Annotated in this window: 16 protein-coding genes; 7 read left to right on the plus strand and 9 right to left on the minus strand. The window is 56.7% G+C overall.

Annotated elements, in window-relative coordinates; all coding sequences use genetic code 11:
- Positions 1–312, minus strand: a 312-nt coding sequence (locus ACIQZK_RS09720) for a hypothetical protein (RefSeq protein ID WP_397575952.1), incomplete at its 3' end; no start/stop codon positions are given.
- A 258-nt stretch (positions 313–570) separates the two neighbouring features.
- On the opposite strand from ACIQZK_RS09720, the gene ACIQZK_RS09725 reads away from it, so the two are divergent.
- From ACIQZK_RS09725 to ACIQZK_RS09740, 4 genes are all read left to right on the plus strand, one after another.
- Positions 571–2,649, plus strand: coding sequence for a M3 family metallopeptidase (locus ACIQZK_RS09725; RefSeq protein WP_397575953.1), 2,079 nt, complete (start codon positions 571–573; stop codon positions 2,647–2,649).
- Positions 2,650–2,759: 110 nt separating this feature from the next.
- On the plus strand, positions 2,760–3,662 hold the full coding sequence (locus tag ACIQZK_RS09730; RefSeq protein ID WP_397575954.1) for an SPFH domain-containing protein: 903 nt from the start codon (positions 2,760–2,762) through the stop codon (positions 3,660–3,662).
- Positions 3,663–3,671: 9 nt separating this feature from the next.
- Positions 3,672–3,872, plus strand: coding sequence for a toxin-antitoxin system HicB family antitoxin (locus tag ACIQZK_RS09735; RefSeq protein ID WP_397575955.1), 201 nt, complete (start codon positions 3,672–3,674; stop codon positions 3,870–3,872).
- Position 3,873: 1 nt separating this feature from the next.
- On the plus strand, positions 3,874–4,134 hold the full coding sequence (locus ACIQZK_RS09740; RefSeq protein WP_397575956.1) for a hypothetical protein: 261 nt from the start codon (positions 3,874–3,876) through the stop codon (positions 4,132–4,134).
- A 3-nt stretch (positions 4,135–4,137) separates the two neighbouring features.
- Here ACIQZK_RS09740 and ACIQZK_RS09745 read toward each other — a convergent pair whose 3' ends face one another.
- Complete coding sequence (locus ACIQZK_RS09745; protein WP_397575957.1) at positions 4,138–4,974, minus strand: S1/P1 nuclease; 837 nt, start codon at positions 4,972–4,974, stop codon at positions 4,138–4,140.
- Positions 4,975–5,079: 105 nt separating this feature from the next.
- On the opposite strand from ACIQZK_RS09745, the gene ispG reads away from it, so the two are divergent.
- Genes ispG through ACIQZK_RS09760 form a run of 3 tightly spaced genes read left to right on the plus strand, consistent with a single transcriptional unit; the run spans position 5,080 to position 7,606 of the window.
- Positions 5,080–6,219, plus strand: a complete 1,140-nt coding sequence (ispG, locus tag ACIQZK_RS09750) for a flavodoxin-dependent (E)-4-hydroxy-3-methylbut-2-enyl-diphosphate synthase (RefSeq protein ID WP_397575958.1) — start codon at positions 5,080–5,082, stop codon at positions 6,217–6,219.
- Positions 6,216–6,701, plus strand: coding sequence for a GNAT family N-acetyltransferase (locus tag ACIQZK_RS09755; RefSeq protein WP_397575959.1), 486 nt, complete (start codon positions 6,216–6,218; stop codon positions 6,699–6,701). Before ispG ends, ACIQZK_RS09755 begins: the two co-directional genes overlap by 4 nt.
- A gap of 2 nt (positions 6,702–6,703) precedes the next feature.
- Entirely contained in the window at positions 6,704–7,606 is a 903-nt protein-coding gene (locus ACIQZK_RS09760; protein ID WP_397575960.1) for a DMT family transporter, read from the plus strand.
- A gap of 144 nt (positions 7,607–7,750) precedes the next feature.
- Here ACIQZK_RS09760 and ACIQZK_RS09765 read toward each other — a convergent pair whose 3' ends face one another.
- The 7 genes from ACIQZK_RS09765 to ACIQZK_RS09795 all read right to left on the minus strand — a co-directional run.
- The gene (locus ACIQZK_RS09765; RefSeq protein WP_397575961.1) at positions 7,751–8,941 is read right to left on the minus strand and encodes a serine hydrolase domain-containing protein; all 1,191 of its coding nucleotides are present in this window, start codon (positions 8,939–8,941) and stop codon (positions 7,751–7,753) included.
- Positions 8,938–9,732, minus strand: a complete 795-nt coding sequence (locus tag ACIQZK_RS09770) for an SDR family NAD(P)-dependent oxidoreductase (protein ID WP_397575962.1) — start codon at positions 9,730–9,732, stop codon at positions 8,938–8,940. The genes ACIQZK_RS09765 and ACIQZK_RS09770 overlap by 4 nt, the downstream gene beginning before the upstream one ends.
- Positions 9,732–10,514: an SDR family NAD(P)-dependent oxidoreductase gene (locus tag ACIQZK_RS09775; RefSeq protein WP_395634987.1), complete on the minus strand. Its 783-nt coding sequence runs from the start codon at positions 10,512–10,514 to the stop codon at positions 9,732–9,734. Before ACIQZK_RS09775 ends, ACIQZK_RS09770 begins: the two co-directional genes overlap by 1 nt.
- 24 nt (positions 10,515–10,538) lie before the next feature.
- Positions 10,539–11,621: a phosphotransferase family protein gene (locus tag ACIQZK_RS09780; protein WP_397575963.1), complete on the minus strand. Its 1,083-nt coding sequence runs from the start codon at positions 11,619–11,621 to the stop codon at positions 10,539–10,541.
- The gene (locus ACIQZK_RS09785; RefSeq protein WP_397575964.1) at positions 11,618–12,706 is read right to left on the minus strand and encodes a Zn-dependent alcohol dehydrogenase; all 1,089 of its coding nucleotides are present in this window, start codon (positions 12,704–12,706) and stop codon (positions 11,618–11,620) included. Before ACIQZK_RS09785 ends, ACIQZK_RS09780 begins: the two co-directional genes overlap by 4 nt.
- Entirely contained in the window at positions 12,703–13,986 is a 1,284-nt protein-coding gene (locus tag ACIQZK_RS09790; protein WP_397575965.1) for an acyl-CoA dehydrogenase family protein, read from the minus strand. Before ACIQZK_RS09790 ends, ACIQZK_RS09785 begins: the two co-directional genes overlap by 4 nt.
- A gap of 33 nt (positions 13,987–14,019) precedes the next feature.
- Positions 14,020–14,419 (minus strand): MFS transporter (locus ACIQZK_RS09795; protein WP_397575966.1); only part of this gene is annotated, 400 nt, incomplete at its 5' end.

Here is a 14,419-nt window from a genome sequence, read left to right on the forward strand (position 1 = left end):
ATGGCACTGGCCTTGCGGAAGCGCTGCATAAGCGTCTTCGAGCCCGTCCATATTGGTCCACACCAACGCAGTGCTCCGATGCCTTTGAAGATACCGCGATATGCGCGCCAAGAAATCTTCTGGTATGTCCATTTTGGACGTAAAATGGACCAAAATGAAATCCGTCCGCTTTGTATCGTCCATCACCAGCGCGGTGCAGCCCATTACGGACAATAATCGCTTGAGTTCAGCGATGCGTTGCGCATTGCCGCCGACGATCATGGCCGTGCGGCCATTGACGCTGGAATCGAAGGTGGACGGGGGTTTTGCCATATATATTCTCCCGGCAATGCGAATAGGGGCCTGACGTTGCGAACGCACGATGTTTGCGGTGTGCGCCATGTACAATTTATATCCATTTTGGAAGAAATAGTTTTAGCCGACTGTTTGTTTGCAACGCGCCGCTGATGCGCTAATCCCCCTGTTCATTGAGCCTGCGCACACGGGCCGCAAAATGCAAAGGAGCAAATTTAGGTGAAAACGGGAAAAATCATGTTGCGCGCAGCGGCGCTTTTAATGTCAGGAGTTGCGATGACGGCGGTTGCACAAGCGAAAGAAATGAAGTCCGGCCAATCGGCCAGCGAGCCTGCGTTGCTTCAGGAATGGACCGGGCCCTATGAAGGCGTGCCGCCATGGGACAAGGTTAAAGTTGCGCAATTCCCGGCCGCGTTTCAGGCCGCGATGCAGGCATCAAAGGCTGAGTTCGAAGCGATGCTCGCAAAGCCCGAAGCCATCACGTTCGACAACACCATCACCGCCAGCGAACTGTCCGGCGAAAAAATCGGCCGTTTATTCTCGATCTGGGGTGTGCATTCGTCGAACCTGTCGAACCCTGAAGTCCGCAAAATTCAGGCGGAATGGGAACCAAAGGTTAGCGCATTTTTCTCCGAACTCGCGCTGGATGCCCGTTATTTCCAGCGCGTCAAATATCTCTACGATCAGCGCGCCAATCTTGGCCTAGATGCCAAACAAATGCGTCTGTTGGAACGGACCTATGACGGTCTGGTCCGCAATGGCGCGATGCTCGACGCGGGCAAGAAGGCGCAGGTCATCAGCATAGAGACCGACCTTGCCAAGAAATTCTCGGCTTTTTCCGAAAAGGTTTTGGCGGATGAAGAAACCTTCATTCTGATAACCGATGCGGCGGACCTTGCTGGCCTGCCCGAAAGCTATGTTGCAGCAATTGAGGCTGCGGCCAAGGCAAAGGGCCAAACTGGTTGGGCCGTCGTGAACACCCGCTCTGCCGTTCAACCTTTCCTTGAAAATTCCACGCGGCGCGATTTGCGTGAAAAGGTCTGGCGTGCATTTACGATGCGCGGCGATAACCAGAATGCGAACGACACCAACGATACCATCGCCGAAATATTGAAACTGCGTCAGCAGCGCGCCGAAATTCTAGGCTTCCCGACCCATGCCCATTACCGCATGGCCGACACGATGGCGAAGGACCCGAACAAGGCGATGGACCTGATGATGAAGGTCTGGCCTGCTGCCGTCGCCCGCGTCAAAGAAGAAGTGGCCGACATGCAGGCGATCGCCAATGCCGACAACATCATAATCGCGCCATGGGATTATCGCTTCTACGCCGAAAAGGTCCGCAAGGCGAAATATGACCTCGATCAGGAAGCCATTAAACCCTATTTTCAATTGGATAATATGGTCGCCGCCATGTTCGACGCCGCGGGCAAGCTATATGGCATGAGCTTCACGGAAAACACGGGCACAGTCCCTGTGTTCGAACCCAAGGTGCGGACATTTGAGGTTAAGCGCGATGGCAAGACCGTTGGGCTTTTCTACCTCGACAACTTCGCGCGCGCCGGCAAGCGTTCGGGCGCGTGGATGACTACTTATCGCAGCCAACATAAACTGGGTGGCAAGAATGACATCGTGCTTGCATCGAACAACAACAATTTCGTGCCCGGCGCCGATGGTATGCCCACGCTCATCAGCATTGATGACGCGTCGACATTGTTCCACGAATTCGGTCACGCGATCCATTATCTGAACTATGACATCACATGGCCGGGCCTTGGCGGCACGCCGCGCGACTTTGTGGAATATCCAAGCCAAGTGAATGAAAACTGGTTGCTGACGCCTTATGTGCTCAACACATATGCCAAGCATTATAAAACAGGGGAGCCAATCCCGGCGGCTTTGGTCGAAAAAATCCGCGCGAGTGATACGTTCAACCAAGGCTTTTCGACGGTAGAATATCTGTCGAGCGCCATTTTGGATATGAAGCTGCATAACCGCAGCGAACCCGTGACCGATCCGCGCGCATTTGAACGTGATACGCTCGCCGAAATCGGCATGCCCAAGGAAATGGCGATGCGCCATCGCCTGCCGCAGTTTAACCACCTGTTTGCCGATGATGGCTATTCGGCGGGTTATTACAGCTATCTCTGGTCCGAAACGATGGATGCCGACACATGGGCGGCCTTCACGGAAAAGGGCGACGTGTGGGACAAGGCAACAGCGGAACGGTTCCGGTCCATGTTGCTGGCCACGGGCAATGAAACCGACCGGATCGAAGCCTATCGCGCATTTCGTGGTCGTGATCCTGATGTGAAATATATTATGAAAAAGCGCGGTTTCCCAACCGGCGAATAACGCTTCTTCCAGATGGAAAAGGGGGCTGCGCAGGCGAAATTCTGCGCAGCCTTTTTTGTTGTCATTTTTCAAAAGCGATATAAATATGATATCATCTTTTTAGGGAGATTATGATGACCGATGATTCTGCAAATAATCTGAATGCCAGCCGCGAGGTCGCCGCGCGCAGCTTTAACGGCTATCTGATGTTGCTCGTCCTTCTGGGGAGCATGCTTTGGTTTGGCTGGGCGATGTCGAGTGTCATACCGGATGAACCGAATGCCGATTTCCTTGGCATGGGGCTAAGCATTGCTATTTTCCTTTTCGTCTCCAGCGGCTTTTACATGCTGCAACCTAATCAAGGCGTCGCGCTGACATTGTTTGGCGCATATAAGGGCACGGACCGGAACGAAGGCTTGCGGTGGACTTGGCCCTGGATTGCCAAGGCCAAGATATCGCTACGCGCGAACAACCTGATTTCCGAAAAGATCAAAGTAAACGACTTGCGCGGTAACCCCATTGAGATGGCGGCGCAGGTTGTGTGGCGCGTGACGGACACTGCGCAAGCATTGTTCGATGTGGATGATTATAAGGCGTTCGTGCTCGCCCAGATTGAGGCGGCGGTCCGCACGATTGGTGCACGTTACCCCTATGATGACTTCACGCATCAGGAAGTGACGCTGCGCGGTAATCATGACCAAGTTGGCGCCGAATTGCGGCTGGAGTTGATGGAGCGTTTGCGCGTTGCAGGCATCACTGTGGACGAATGTGGCTTCACCCATTTGGCCTATGCGCAGGAAATCGCTGGCGCCATGCTGCGTCGTCAACAGGCCGAGGCTGTGGTTGCCGCGCGCAAGACCTTGGTTGAGGGCGCAGTCGGCATGGTCGAAATGGCGCTTGAGATGCTGTCGGCGAAAAACGTCGTTGAATTGGACGACGAACGCCGCGCCGCCATGGTCTCAAACCTCATGGTCGTTCTGTGCGGTGAACGCGATACACAACCTGTGGTCAACACCGGTACATTGTACAGCTAGGCCAGCGGCGTGTCTGCTCCGTCCAAAAAAGCTTTTCCGCTCCGTCTCGATCCAGCGCTTTTTGCTGCGGTCGAGCGGTGTGCGGCCGCCGATTTTCGGAGCGCAAATGCCGAAATTGAGGTATTGCTGCGTGAGGCACTCGCCAAGCGCGGGGTGAAGGTTGGCGTCAGCGACACGCCAAAACGCGGGCGACCGCCAAAGGAGATGTGAGATGCGCGGTTTATTTTTCGGCAAAGAACCTTGGTTTCGGGCGAAACGTGTCGGCTATGGCGCTGGCCTGCCGTTCAAGTGGCAGGGATGGGTGACATTGGCTGTTTATCTTCTGGCGATGACTGGCTTGGCGCTGCTTGTGGGCAATGATCAAGCGATACCCACATTTGTGACGGTCGCGCTCATGTTGATCATTACCGGCATTTTCACCATCATCGTCCGCAACCACACCGAGGGCGGCTGGAAATGGCGCGGGCTTTAACGCTTAACGCAGGGCTTTGTCCAACAAGCGCGCGAGCCTGATCCCGCCGCGTTCAACCTGTTGCCGCAGGGCGGCACGTGACGCAGCGACGTCGGCTTCATCAATCACCACAGGTGCGGTTGGCTTTGCGCCACATGGGTCACCATCGACCGCGCGGGGATACACGATTTCTTTCGATATCGCCCAATTCTCTTGGCTCCACAGCTGGGCATTGCCCTGTTTGATCGCCGCTTTCTCCGCGGGCGTAAACGCGCGCACAATCGCCGGTGCGGCAGACAGTGCACGGTCGGCCAGCAAGCCATCCCACACCATATGCAAATTATATCCCCGCAGGGTGCCATAAATGACCTTTAGGTCATTGCCGCCGCGGTCTGCACGGTCACCGGCGTGCAATGGCTGGTGAATGTCCCCCACAAAATGCACGAGAAAGGCCAGCGCCTGCAAACGGAGATGCGCAGGCAGCGCTTTGTCCGAAAGTAACGCAAAGTTGCGGTCGATTTGCGCCGACACGCAGTTTCCGTCGGCGCACGCGCTGTTCAGGTCGAACGGCTTGCAGATGTCGACATTCTGATAATGCCAGCTGTTGGTATAGCCCCAGCGGCGGCGATCGCCCTTGATGCAATCGGCCCAGACGCTGACGTCAGCAATGTTGCGCATGGCGCATTTGGGCGTGCCGAGCATCGGCGCCGCGCGCAACAGACGCTGCATATTCGCGCGCGCATTGGGTGACATATTGGCCTGCGCAATGTGCGCCACGGTCTCATGCCCATATTCCCAATAGGCCTGGGCAGGGGCAAGCGGCGCGAAAAGGACGAGAAGAGCGATAAGCAAGCGTTTCATGTGCGCGCCATAGTTTGTAACGGCATGTAAATCAAAGTAGCAATCGCGTGTCGTACGCACAGGATGGTGATTGCGGGAATATTCCAAGCCGCCTATATCCCCTCAATGTCTTCCATTCGCCCTTGGCGCGATATCGCGCGTCGTCAGTCCCGCCAAATCATGGTGGGTAATGTCCCCGTTGGTGGAAATGCCCCGATTTCGGTGCAAACGATGACCAATACGCTGACCAGCGATGCCGCGGCGACCATCGCCCAAATCCGCCGCTGCGAAGATGCCGGGGTCGATATCATTCGCGTGTCCTGTCCCGATGTCGAAAGCACCGCTGCGCTGAAACAAATTGTGCGCGCCGCCAATGTGCCCATCGTCGCCGACATTCATTTCCATTATAAACGCGCGCTGGAGGCGGCGGATGCTGGCGCTGCGTGCTTGCGGATTAACCCGGGCAATATCGGCTCGTCAGAGCGCGTGAAAGAGGTCGTCAACGCCGCCAAGGCCAATGGCTGCGCCATCCGTATCGGCGTGAACGCCGGATCCTTGGAAAAGGACTTGCTCGAAAAATATGGCGAACCCTGCCCGGAAGCGCTGATCGAAAGCGCGCTGGACCATATCAAGCTGCTGCAGGACCATGATTTCCACGAATATAAGGTCGCGGTAAAAGCGTCCGACGTGTTCCTTGCGGTTGCGGCCTATATGGGGCTGGCCGAGGCGGTTGATTGCCCGCTGCATCTTGGGATTACCGAAGCGGGCGGATTGATTGGCGGCACAGTCAAATCATCGATCGGCCTGGGCAATATGCTCTGGGCCGGAATTGGCGACACCATCCGCGTCAGCCTGTCTGCCGAACCCGAAGAGGAAGTCCGTGTCGGCTATGAAATCCTCAAAGCGTTGGGCCTGCGCACCCGCGGTGTCCGCGTGGTCAGCTGCCCCAGCTGTGCCCGCCAAGGTTTCGACGTCATCCGCACCGTCCAAAAGCTGGAAGATGCGCTGAGCCATATCAAGACGCCCATGTCGCTCTCGGTGCTTGGCTGCGTTGTGAACGGCCCCGGCGAAGCCCGCGAAACAGACATCGGTATCACCGGCGGCGGCAATGGCAAGCATATGGTCTATCTGTCGGGCGTGACCGATCACCATGTCGAAAATGACGATATGGTCAGCCACATCGTCAAATTGGTCGAAGCCAAAGCCGCCGAGATTGACGCCGGCACCAGCGTCAGCATGGACACGCTGCACGGGAAAGCGGCTTGAGCCTCTCGATCCGTTCGGCGACACCCGCCGACATTTCGCTCATTGGCCAGTTCATCCGCGACCTCGCGGAATATGAAAAGCTTGCCCATGAAGTGCGTTTTGATGAAGCGGTGATGGCGCAGAAGCTGTTTGGACCGCGCCCTTATGCTGAGGTGCTGATCGGCGAGATTGACGGGACGGCGCAGGGATTTGCCTTGTTCTTCCACAATTTCTCTACCTTTGAAGGGCGTCCGGGAATTTATCTGGAGGATTTGTTCGTCCGGCCCGACGCGCGCGGGTCTGGGCTTGGAAAGGCGTTACTGGGCAAGCTTGCGGCGCTTGCGGTGGAACGCGATTGTGCGCGGCTGGAATGGTCGGTGCTCGATTGGAACACGCCCGCGATTGATTTTTACAAGGCGCTTGGCGCACGTCCGATGGACGAATGGACGGTGTACCGCGTCGATGGCGATGCCCTGACGGGCCTTGCGGCGCATAGCATTTAGCCATGGCTGAATTGCACCCGCGCCCCTTTGTCCCGTTCATGGTGGCAGCGGCCGGTATCGGCACATTTTCGCTGATGGATGCGGCGATGAAGGATCTGGCGCTCTCCATCGGCGCCTATAATGCGGTGATGTGGCGTAACAGCGTGGGCGCATTGTTGATGGGCGTGTTGTTCGTCGGCACGCGGCAGAAATGGCCGCCTGCACATCTGCTGAAAATGCATCTTTGGCGCAGCATCGTCGTCGCGGTAATGGCGGTCAGCTTTTTCTGGTCGCTCACGAAATTGCCCTTGGCCGAAGCCATCGGCCTCAGCTTCATCGCGCCGGTCATCGCGCTGTATCTTGCCGCCGTGATGTTGAAAGAAACCATTGGTAAAGAGGCGATATGGGCGTCTCTCGCGGGCTTGGGCGGCGTTGCCATCATCATGGCGGGCCGGTTGAGCGGACATTATACGATGGACCATATCTGGGGCGCTGCTGCGGTTTTATTTTCGGCTGTGGTGTTTGCTTATAATCTCATCCTCGCGCGGCGGCAGGCGCAGGTGTCCGGCCCAATCGAAATCGCTTTTTTCCAGAATCTGTTTGTCGCGTTAACGCTTGGCCTTGCTGCGCCATGGTTTTTGCAACCGATCGGCATGTCTGATGCCCCGTTGGTCGGCGCATCTGCTGCGCTGGCGGTTATCTCGCTGCTCCTATTAAGCTGGGCGTATGCACGTGCAGAAGCGCAGATTTTGATTCCGGTCGAATATACCGCCTTTGTCTGGGCCGCGTTTTTCGGTTGGCTGTTTTTCGCGGAACCCATCACTTGGCCTGTGCTTTTGGGCACGGCCTTGATTGTGGGCGGAAGCCTGATTGCGGCGCGGGCAAAACCCGTGCCGGTTAATCAGGTGGAGATTGCGACGGTTTAGGGGGCGGTTCGCTCCGAACGTTTCTTTTGCCCACCCACAACTTCGTCACCCTGAACTTGTTTCAGGGTCTATTTTCGGCCCGCGTGGCACGATGGATGCTGAACCAAGTTCAGCATGACGTGGTGTATGTGCAGAACAGTTCGTCTAGGCTGTCAGAGCCGAATAGATCATCGTCTTGATTTCGCGGCGCACCGGATAGGTGGTCGATGGCAGCAATTGCGTCATGAAAATCATGATGATGTCTTCCACCGGATCGACGAAAAAGGCGGTCGAATACATGCCGCCCCAATAAAAATCGCCGTTGGAACATGGCGCAAGTGTCGCGGCGCTGTCGATGGTCGTGGCAAAGCCAAGGCCAAAGCCAATGCCGGCCATTTCGGCCTCGCTAAACAAAGACTTCGACATTTGCGTCAGGTCTTGGCCGCCGGGAATATGGTTGGCGGTCATCAATTCGATTGTTTTGGGGCTCAAAATTTGTGCGCCATCCAGCGCCCCGCCATTCAGCAGCATCCGGCAAAAACGGTGATAGTCGGATATGCTCGACGCAAGGCCGCCGCCGCCGGAGTTGAAAGTCCAACCCTTGGCCCAGGCACTTTCGGACCCAGCCTGGTCGATCAGCTTCATTTTGGCTTCGGGATCAAAGCCATAGCCGTCGGTGATGCGCGATGCCTTATCGGCGGGCACTTGGAAAAATGTATCGGCCATGCCCAGCGGCGCAAAGATATGCGTCTGGAAATATTCCGGCAGTGATAATCCGCTGATCCGTTCCACCAATATGCCGACGATGTCGGTGGCGACAGAATAATTCCACTGCGTGCCGGGGTCGAATTCCAGCGGGATTTGCGCGAGCGTGTCGATCATGCTTTGCGATGTATTTTTGGTCCAGCTTTCCACATCGGTCTTGCGATAGGCCGCGTCGACAGCGCCCTGTTCCTGAAAGCTATAGGTAAAACCTGCGGTGTGGCGCAGCAGATCGACGATGCGCATCTGCGTCATCGGCGGACGCGTCATAAACGGCACGTTGCCGCCGCCGCCCACAAATACGCCCAATTTCGCAAATTCAGGGATATATTTCGCAACCGGATCGGTCAGCGCAACCTTACCCTGTTCGACCAGCTGCATGAACGCGACCGAGGTGATGGGCTTGGTCATCGATGCAATGCGAAAAATTGCGTCGTCGGCAACGCCTGAGTTCCACTGAAGCGCAATATCATCGCCGCGTCCGACCAGCAGCGCCGCAAAGGGCAATTTGCCGCTGTCGAGATATTCGCTCTGAATGAATGCAGGTATCCGGGCGAGCCGGTCTGGACGGAAACCTAATTCTTCGGCGCTCATACGGCGGTTTGTCCTGTCAATTGGCGGGTTACGGGGTGCGAGCTGGAAAGGCCGCCGTCGACGGCAATGGCTTGACCATTCACGTAGCTGGCCTGATCACTCGCAAGGAACAATGCGACATTGGCGAGCTCTTCCGGCTGTGCGCCACGGCGCAGCGGGTTGAGACGGCCGATCTTGTCGGTCACGCCCTTTTCCTTCGCATAATCAAATGTCGGCTTGGTCATGCCGGTTTCGGTAAGGCCAGGGCAAATCGCATTGCAGCGGACATTGGTGGCCGACAATTGTTGCGCGCTGACTTGCGCCAGATTGATGACGCCAGCCTTCGACGCCGAATATGGCGGGCCGCCTGCACCCGAACGAATGCCCGCGACACTTGCGGTCAGGATGATCGAACCGCCATTGCCGGCATCGGCCATGACCTTGCCCGCATGCTTCACCATCAGCCAAGGGCCAATGAGGTTGACGCGCAACACGCTGGTGAAATTTTCGACTGTGTTGTCAAAGATACCTTCCATGCCGCCGGAAATGCCCGCATTGGCAAAGGCGACATCAAGATGGCCGTGCAGTTCGATGGCCTTTGCGACAATCGCGGCAACATCCGCCTCATCGCCTGCGTCCATTTGAACGGCGGTGGCGGCGTCGCCAATCATGGCTGCGGTGTCATGCACCGATGCGGCCATATCGCCCAAAACGACCTTTGCACCTTCGGCGGCAAAGCGAATGGCCGATGCGCGGCCAATGCCTGAACCCGCACCGGTGATGATGGCTACTTTGCCTGCTAATGCGCCCATTACCCTACTCCTCCGCCGCTGCTTGTCACGCCGCCGTCAATGACCATTGTCTGCCCCGTCATAAACGCGCCCGCCGGGGAAGCCAGAAATACTGCCGCGCCCGCAATTTCATGGGGCTCACCAATACGCTTCAGCGATGCGGTAGATGTCGAGCGTTTCAATGTTTCGGGGTTATCCCAAAGCGCTTTTGCAAAATCGGTCTTGATTAAGCCCGGCGCGATGCAGTTCACGCGCACGCCTTTTGGTCCATATTCGTCGGCCAGATTGCGTGCCAGCTGCATGTCCGCTGCTTTGGAGATGCAATAGGCGCCAATGACGGACGATCCTTTCAGACCACCGATTGACGATATAATCGTAATGGAACCTTCGCCGCGTGCGATCATTTCCGGCACAACCATGGAAATGAGCCAGTTGTTGGCGACGATATTGTTGGTCAGGATTTTGCTGAACGCATCGTCGCTGATGTCTGCCATCGGGCCGTAATATGGGTTCGAGGCGGCGTTACAAACCAAAGCTGTGATCTTGCCAAATGCTTTGCGACTGCCATCGACCAAAGCCTGCAGACTGTCCTTGGACGAAATATTGGCGGCGATTGCGACCGCAGTGCCTTCGCCATATTTCGCATTAAGCGCTGCGGCGACTTCATCGCAGACGTCAAGCTTGCGGCTGGATATGACGACCTTCGCACCTTGCTCGGCCATTTCTTCGGCGATTGCCTTGCCGATACCGCGCGATGATCCGGTGATAACCGCGACCTGCCCTCTCATGTCAAATAACGACATAGCACTCCCCCATGAAAGCCAACTTTACGCCCCGGCTTGCTCCGCAAATTTCCATGCGGATTGCGCGAGCGGGTACACACGTTCTGCCATCGCTTGTGCATGGGCCGAACTTGCCGTGCCATCGATGACGCGTTTTTTGATACCCTGAATAATCCCCGCCAAGCGGAAGAAGTTATAGGCAAAATACCAGTTCATGTCGGGCACGCCGTCACGGTTCGTTGCCGCGCAGTAACGTTCGACCATCGCGTCGAGTTCGGGGATACCGAGTGCGGCGCGGTCCAAATCCATGACGCCGGAGCGTCCTTCATTATGCGTGACCCATGCCATCGCAACATAGGTGAAATCCGCCAGCGGATCGCCAAGCGTCGACAGTTCCCAATCGAGCACAGCGACAACATGTGGATCCTTGGCATCGAAAATCATGTTGTCGATGCGGTAGTCACCATGAACCACGCTGGTGCGGGTTTGTTCGGGCAGCGTTTTGGGCAGCCATTCGATCAACCGCTCCATTTCGGGCATCACTTCGGTTTCTGCCAAGCGATATTGCTTTGTCCAGCGGTCCACCTGACGTCCGAAATAATTGCCGGGTTTGCCAAAATCGGACAGTCCGGCTGCGTCAACGTCAACATTGTGCAACGCGGCCAATGTGTCGATCATCGCTTCATAAGTTGCGGTGCGTTCGGCCGGGTTAGACCCCGGCATCGCGCCGTCCCAGATCGTGCGGCCTTCGACCATGTCCATGATGTAGAACCAACTGCCGATGACGCTGTCGTCGGTGCACAGGCCATAAGGCTTGGCGACTGGAAAGCCTGTCGGGTGAAGTCCGGCGATAACCTTATATTCGCGGTCCACGGCATGCGCGCTGGGCAACAATATACCCAATGGCTTGCGGCGCAGCACATAAGACCCGCTTTTGGCGTTGAGCCGGTAGGTCGGGTTGGACTGTCCGCCGGCAAATTTCAGCGCCTGCACCGGGCCTTCAAAACCCGCGACATTCGCGGTCATCCATTCGGCGAGCTTGGCTTCATCCAATATGTCCGTGCCGGTTGGTGCAACCGTGCCGGTAAAGGCCGTCTGTGCATCAATGGGTGTCGGCGCTGCGGTCATTGGTCGAATACGATAACCGAACGGGCAGCATCACCGCGCTTCATTTGGTCAAAGCCTTCATTGATACGTTCCAGCGGAATTGTCTCCGAAACGATGCTGTCGAGATCCAGCATGCCGCGCATGTAGAAATCGACGAGGCGCGGAATATCGACGGGGAAACGGTTTCCGCCCATAATCGCACCTTGCAGCTTCTTGCCCGACAGCAAATCCATTGCCGACAGACCGACCGAATGCTGCAGCGGCATCATGCCCAGTATCGTTGCAGTCCCGCCGCGCTTCAGCGACTTGACGGCAAGCTCACCCGACGCGGGACGACCGACAGCTTCAATCGCATGGTCAACGCCGCCCTTGGTCAATTCCTGAATTTGCGCGGCGGCATCAGCATCCATTGGGTCGATCACATCGGTCGCACCGAGCTTCATCGCCAGTGCACGCTTTTCAGGCATAGGATCAGCCGCAATGATGCGGCCCGCACCGGCAATTTTCGCCGCATTAATCGTCGCAAGACCAACGCCGCCACAACCGATAACGGCAATGGTTTCACCGGGCGTTACTTTGCAGGCGTTGAAAATGGTGCCCGCACCTGTGGTGACCGCACAGCCGATGACCGATGCCTTATCCAGCGGCATTTCGGGGTTAATCGCAACGCACGCATGTTCGTGCACCAGCATCATTTCGGCATAAGCCGACAGGTTCAGCATTTGGTTGACGATGCTGCCATCGGGGCGTGTCAGGCGCGGGGCTTCGCCGGGCTTGCGCCGCGTGTCGCCGCCAAGGCACAGGGACATCCGGCCAGTGACGCAATATTCGCAATGGCCGCAAAATGCGCTCAGGCAGGTGACAACGGCGTCCCCGACCTTAACGGTGCGCACTTCGCTGCCTACGGCCTCCACAATACCCGCCGCCTCATGACCCGGAATCGCGGGCAGGGCGTGCGGATATGTCCCTTCGATGAAATGCAGATCGCTATGGCAAAGCCCGCAGGCCGCAGTGCGGATAAGCACCTCATGCGGCCCGGGGTTCGAAATATTGACCTGTTCAATCTGAAGCGGTTTGCCCGCTTCGATCAAGACGGCAGCCTTCACCGCGTTGCTCCCATGTCACCGCTCGACATGCCTTCTTTGCCGCGGCCGCCATGCTTGCCCAATTCCATACGGGCAATGGCACGTGCGTGCACTTCGTCCGGACCATCGGCCAGACGCAAGGTGCGCTGATGCGCCCATGCAGACGCCAGACCGAAATCGTCGGACACGCCGCCGCCGCCATGTGCCTGAATGGCATTGTCGATGATGCTGAGCGCCATATTTGGTGCCTGCACCTTGATCATCGCGATTTCCGCAGCCGCTGCCTTGTTGCCGACCTTGTCCATCATGTCCGCAGCCTTGAGGCACAGCAGACGTGTCATTTCAATGTCGATACGGGCACGCGCGATGCGTTCTTCCCACACGCTGTGTTCGGCAACGGTCTTGCCGAAAGCAACGCGCGATTGAAGCCGCTTGCACATTTTCTCCAGCGCTTCTTCAGCGACACCGATGGTGCGCATGCAGTGGTGAATACGGCCAGGTCCAAGGCGCCCTTGTGCGATCTCGAAGCCGCGGCCTTCGCCCAGCAACATGTTCGACGCAGGAATGCGAACATCCTTCAGTTCGATTTCCATATGGCCATGCGGCGCATCGTCATATCCGAACACAGGCAAGTGACGCAGGATGTTTACGCCGGGGGCATCAAGCTCCATCAGCACCATTGATTGCTGCGCATGACGCTTGGCTTCGAAATCGGTCTTGCCCATGACAATCGCGATTTTGCAGCGCGGATCGCCTGCGCCTGACGACCACCATTTGACGCCGTTGAGGACATATTCGTCGCCTTCACGGCGAATCGATGTTTCGATGTTGGTTGCATCTGACGAGGCAACAGCTGGCTCGGTCATCAAGAATGCCGAACGGATTTCGCCGTTCATCAGCGGGATCATCCACTTTTCTTTTTGCTCTGCGGTACCGTAACGCAGGAACACTTCCATATTGCCGGTGTCGGGCGCGGAGCAGTTATACACTTCGGATGCAAAACCGATGCGGCCCATTTCTTCGGCGCACAGGGCATATTCCATGTTGGTCAGGCCGGGGCCGTCGAAATGGATGCTGTCGTCGACATGCACGCGGCCGGACGTTGGCGGCATGAACAAGTTCCAAAGACCAGCGGCCTTCGCCCGTGCCTTTTCTTCTTCGACGACTTGAAGCACTTTCCAACGGTCGCCCACGGCCTGTTCGGCGTAATAATCGGCAACGCGTGGACGCAGGAAGCGTTCATTATGGTCGCGAATGCGGTCCCGCCAGTAGGTTTGCTTGTCGGTGAGATCGAAATTCATGACTCAGTTCCTCTTCCATATTTAATTGAATAGTTAACTGGCAGACTCTGCCGATGTGTTCAAGGCGCGCAAGCGTTCATTATGACTTTCGCGCGAAATTGGGAAATGCCGCAGGATAAGAACGCCGATAATTCCAAGCACCAGCACCACGATCATATAATATAGAGCAAGCCCATCAAGGACAGCGACATCCACTCGGCCCGGCTTTGCATTTTGCGGGAACGCTGCGAAGCTCAATATCATGCCGGCGGCAAAGGTGCCGATACCAACGGCGCATTTCTGCATGAAGAAATAGCCTGCGAAAAACAGGCCCTCGGATCGCCTGCCGGTTTCTTGCTGCGATGCCTCCACGACATCGGCCATCATCGACGATACCAACATCATCATGCTCACGCTCGCGCTATTGGCGATGGTGATCAACACAAACATGAAC

This window comes from Sphingorhabdus sp., from assembly GCF_044338195.1.
Taxonomy (GTDB): domain Bacteria; phylum Pseudomonadota; class Alphaproteobacteria; order Sphingomonadales; family Sphingomonadaceae; genus Sphingorhabdus_B.

What these genes read in the sequence shown, in the direction of transcription:
- ACIQZK_RS09780 (WP_397575963.1), bottom strand. Translation starts at nt 11,621, where the DNA reads ATGACCGCAGCGCCGACACCCATTGATGCACAGACGGCCTTTACCGGC.
- ACIQZK_RS09760 (WP_397575960.1), top strand. Translation starts at nt 6,704, where the DNA reads ATGGCTGAATTGCACCCGCGCCCCTTTGTCCCGTTCATGGTGGCAGCG.
- ispG (WP_397575958.1), top strand. Translation starts at nt 5,080, where the DNA reads ATGTCTTCCATTCGCCCTTGGCGCGATATCGCGCGTCGTCAGTCCCGC.
- ACIQZK_RS09765 (WP_397575961.1), bottom strand. Translation starts at nt 8,941, where the DNA reads ATGAGCGCCGAAGAATTAGGTTTCCGTCCAGACCGGCTCGCCCGGATA.
- ACIQZK_RS09745 (WP_397575957.1), bottom strand. Translation starts at nt 4,974, where the DNA reads ATGAAACGCTTGCTTATCGCTCTTCTCGTCCTTTTCGCGCCGCTTGCC.
- ACIQZK_RS09790 (WP_397575965.1), bottom strand. Translation starts at nt 13,986, where the DNA reads ATGAATTTCGATCTCACCGACAAGCAAACCTACTGGCGGGACCGCATT.
- ACIQZK_RS09775 (WP_395634987.1), bottom strand. Translation starts at nt 10,514, where the DNA reads ATGTCGTTATTTGACATGAGAGGGCAGGTCGCGGTTATCACCGGATCA.
- ACIQZK_RS09770 (WP_397575962.1), bottom strand. Translation starts at nt 9,732, where the DNA reads ATGGGCGCATTAGCAGGCAAAGTAGCCATCATCACCGGTGCGGGTTCA.
- ACIQZK_RS09740 (WP_397575956.1), top strand. Translation starts at nt 3,874, where the DNA reads ATGCGCGGTTTATTTTTCGGCAAAGAACCTTGGTTTCGGGCGAAACGT.
- ACIQZK_RS09725 (WP_397575953.1), top strand. Translation starts at nt 571, where the DNA reads ATGACGGCGGTTGCACAAGCGAAAGAAATGAAGTCCGGCCAATCGGCC.
- ACIQZK_RS09730 (WP_397575954.1), top strand. Translation starts at nt 2,760, where the DNA reads ATGATGACCGATGATTCTGCAAATAATCTGAATGCCAGCCGCGAGGTC.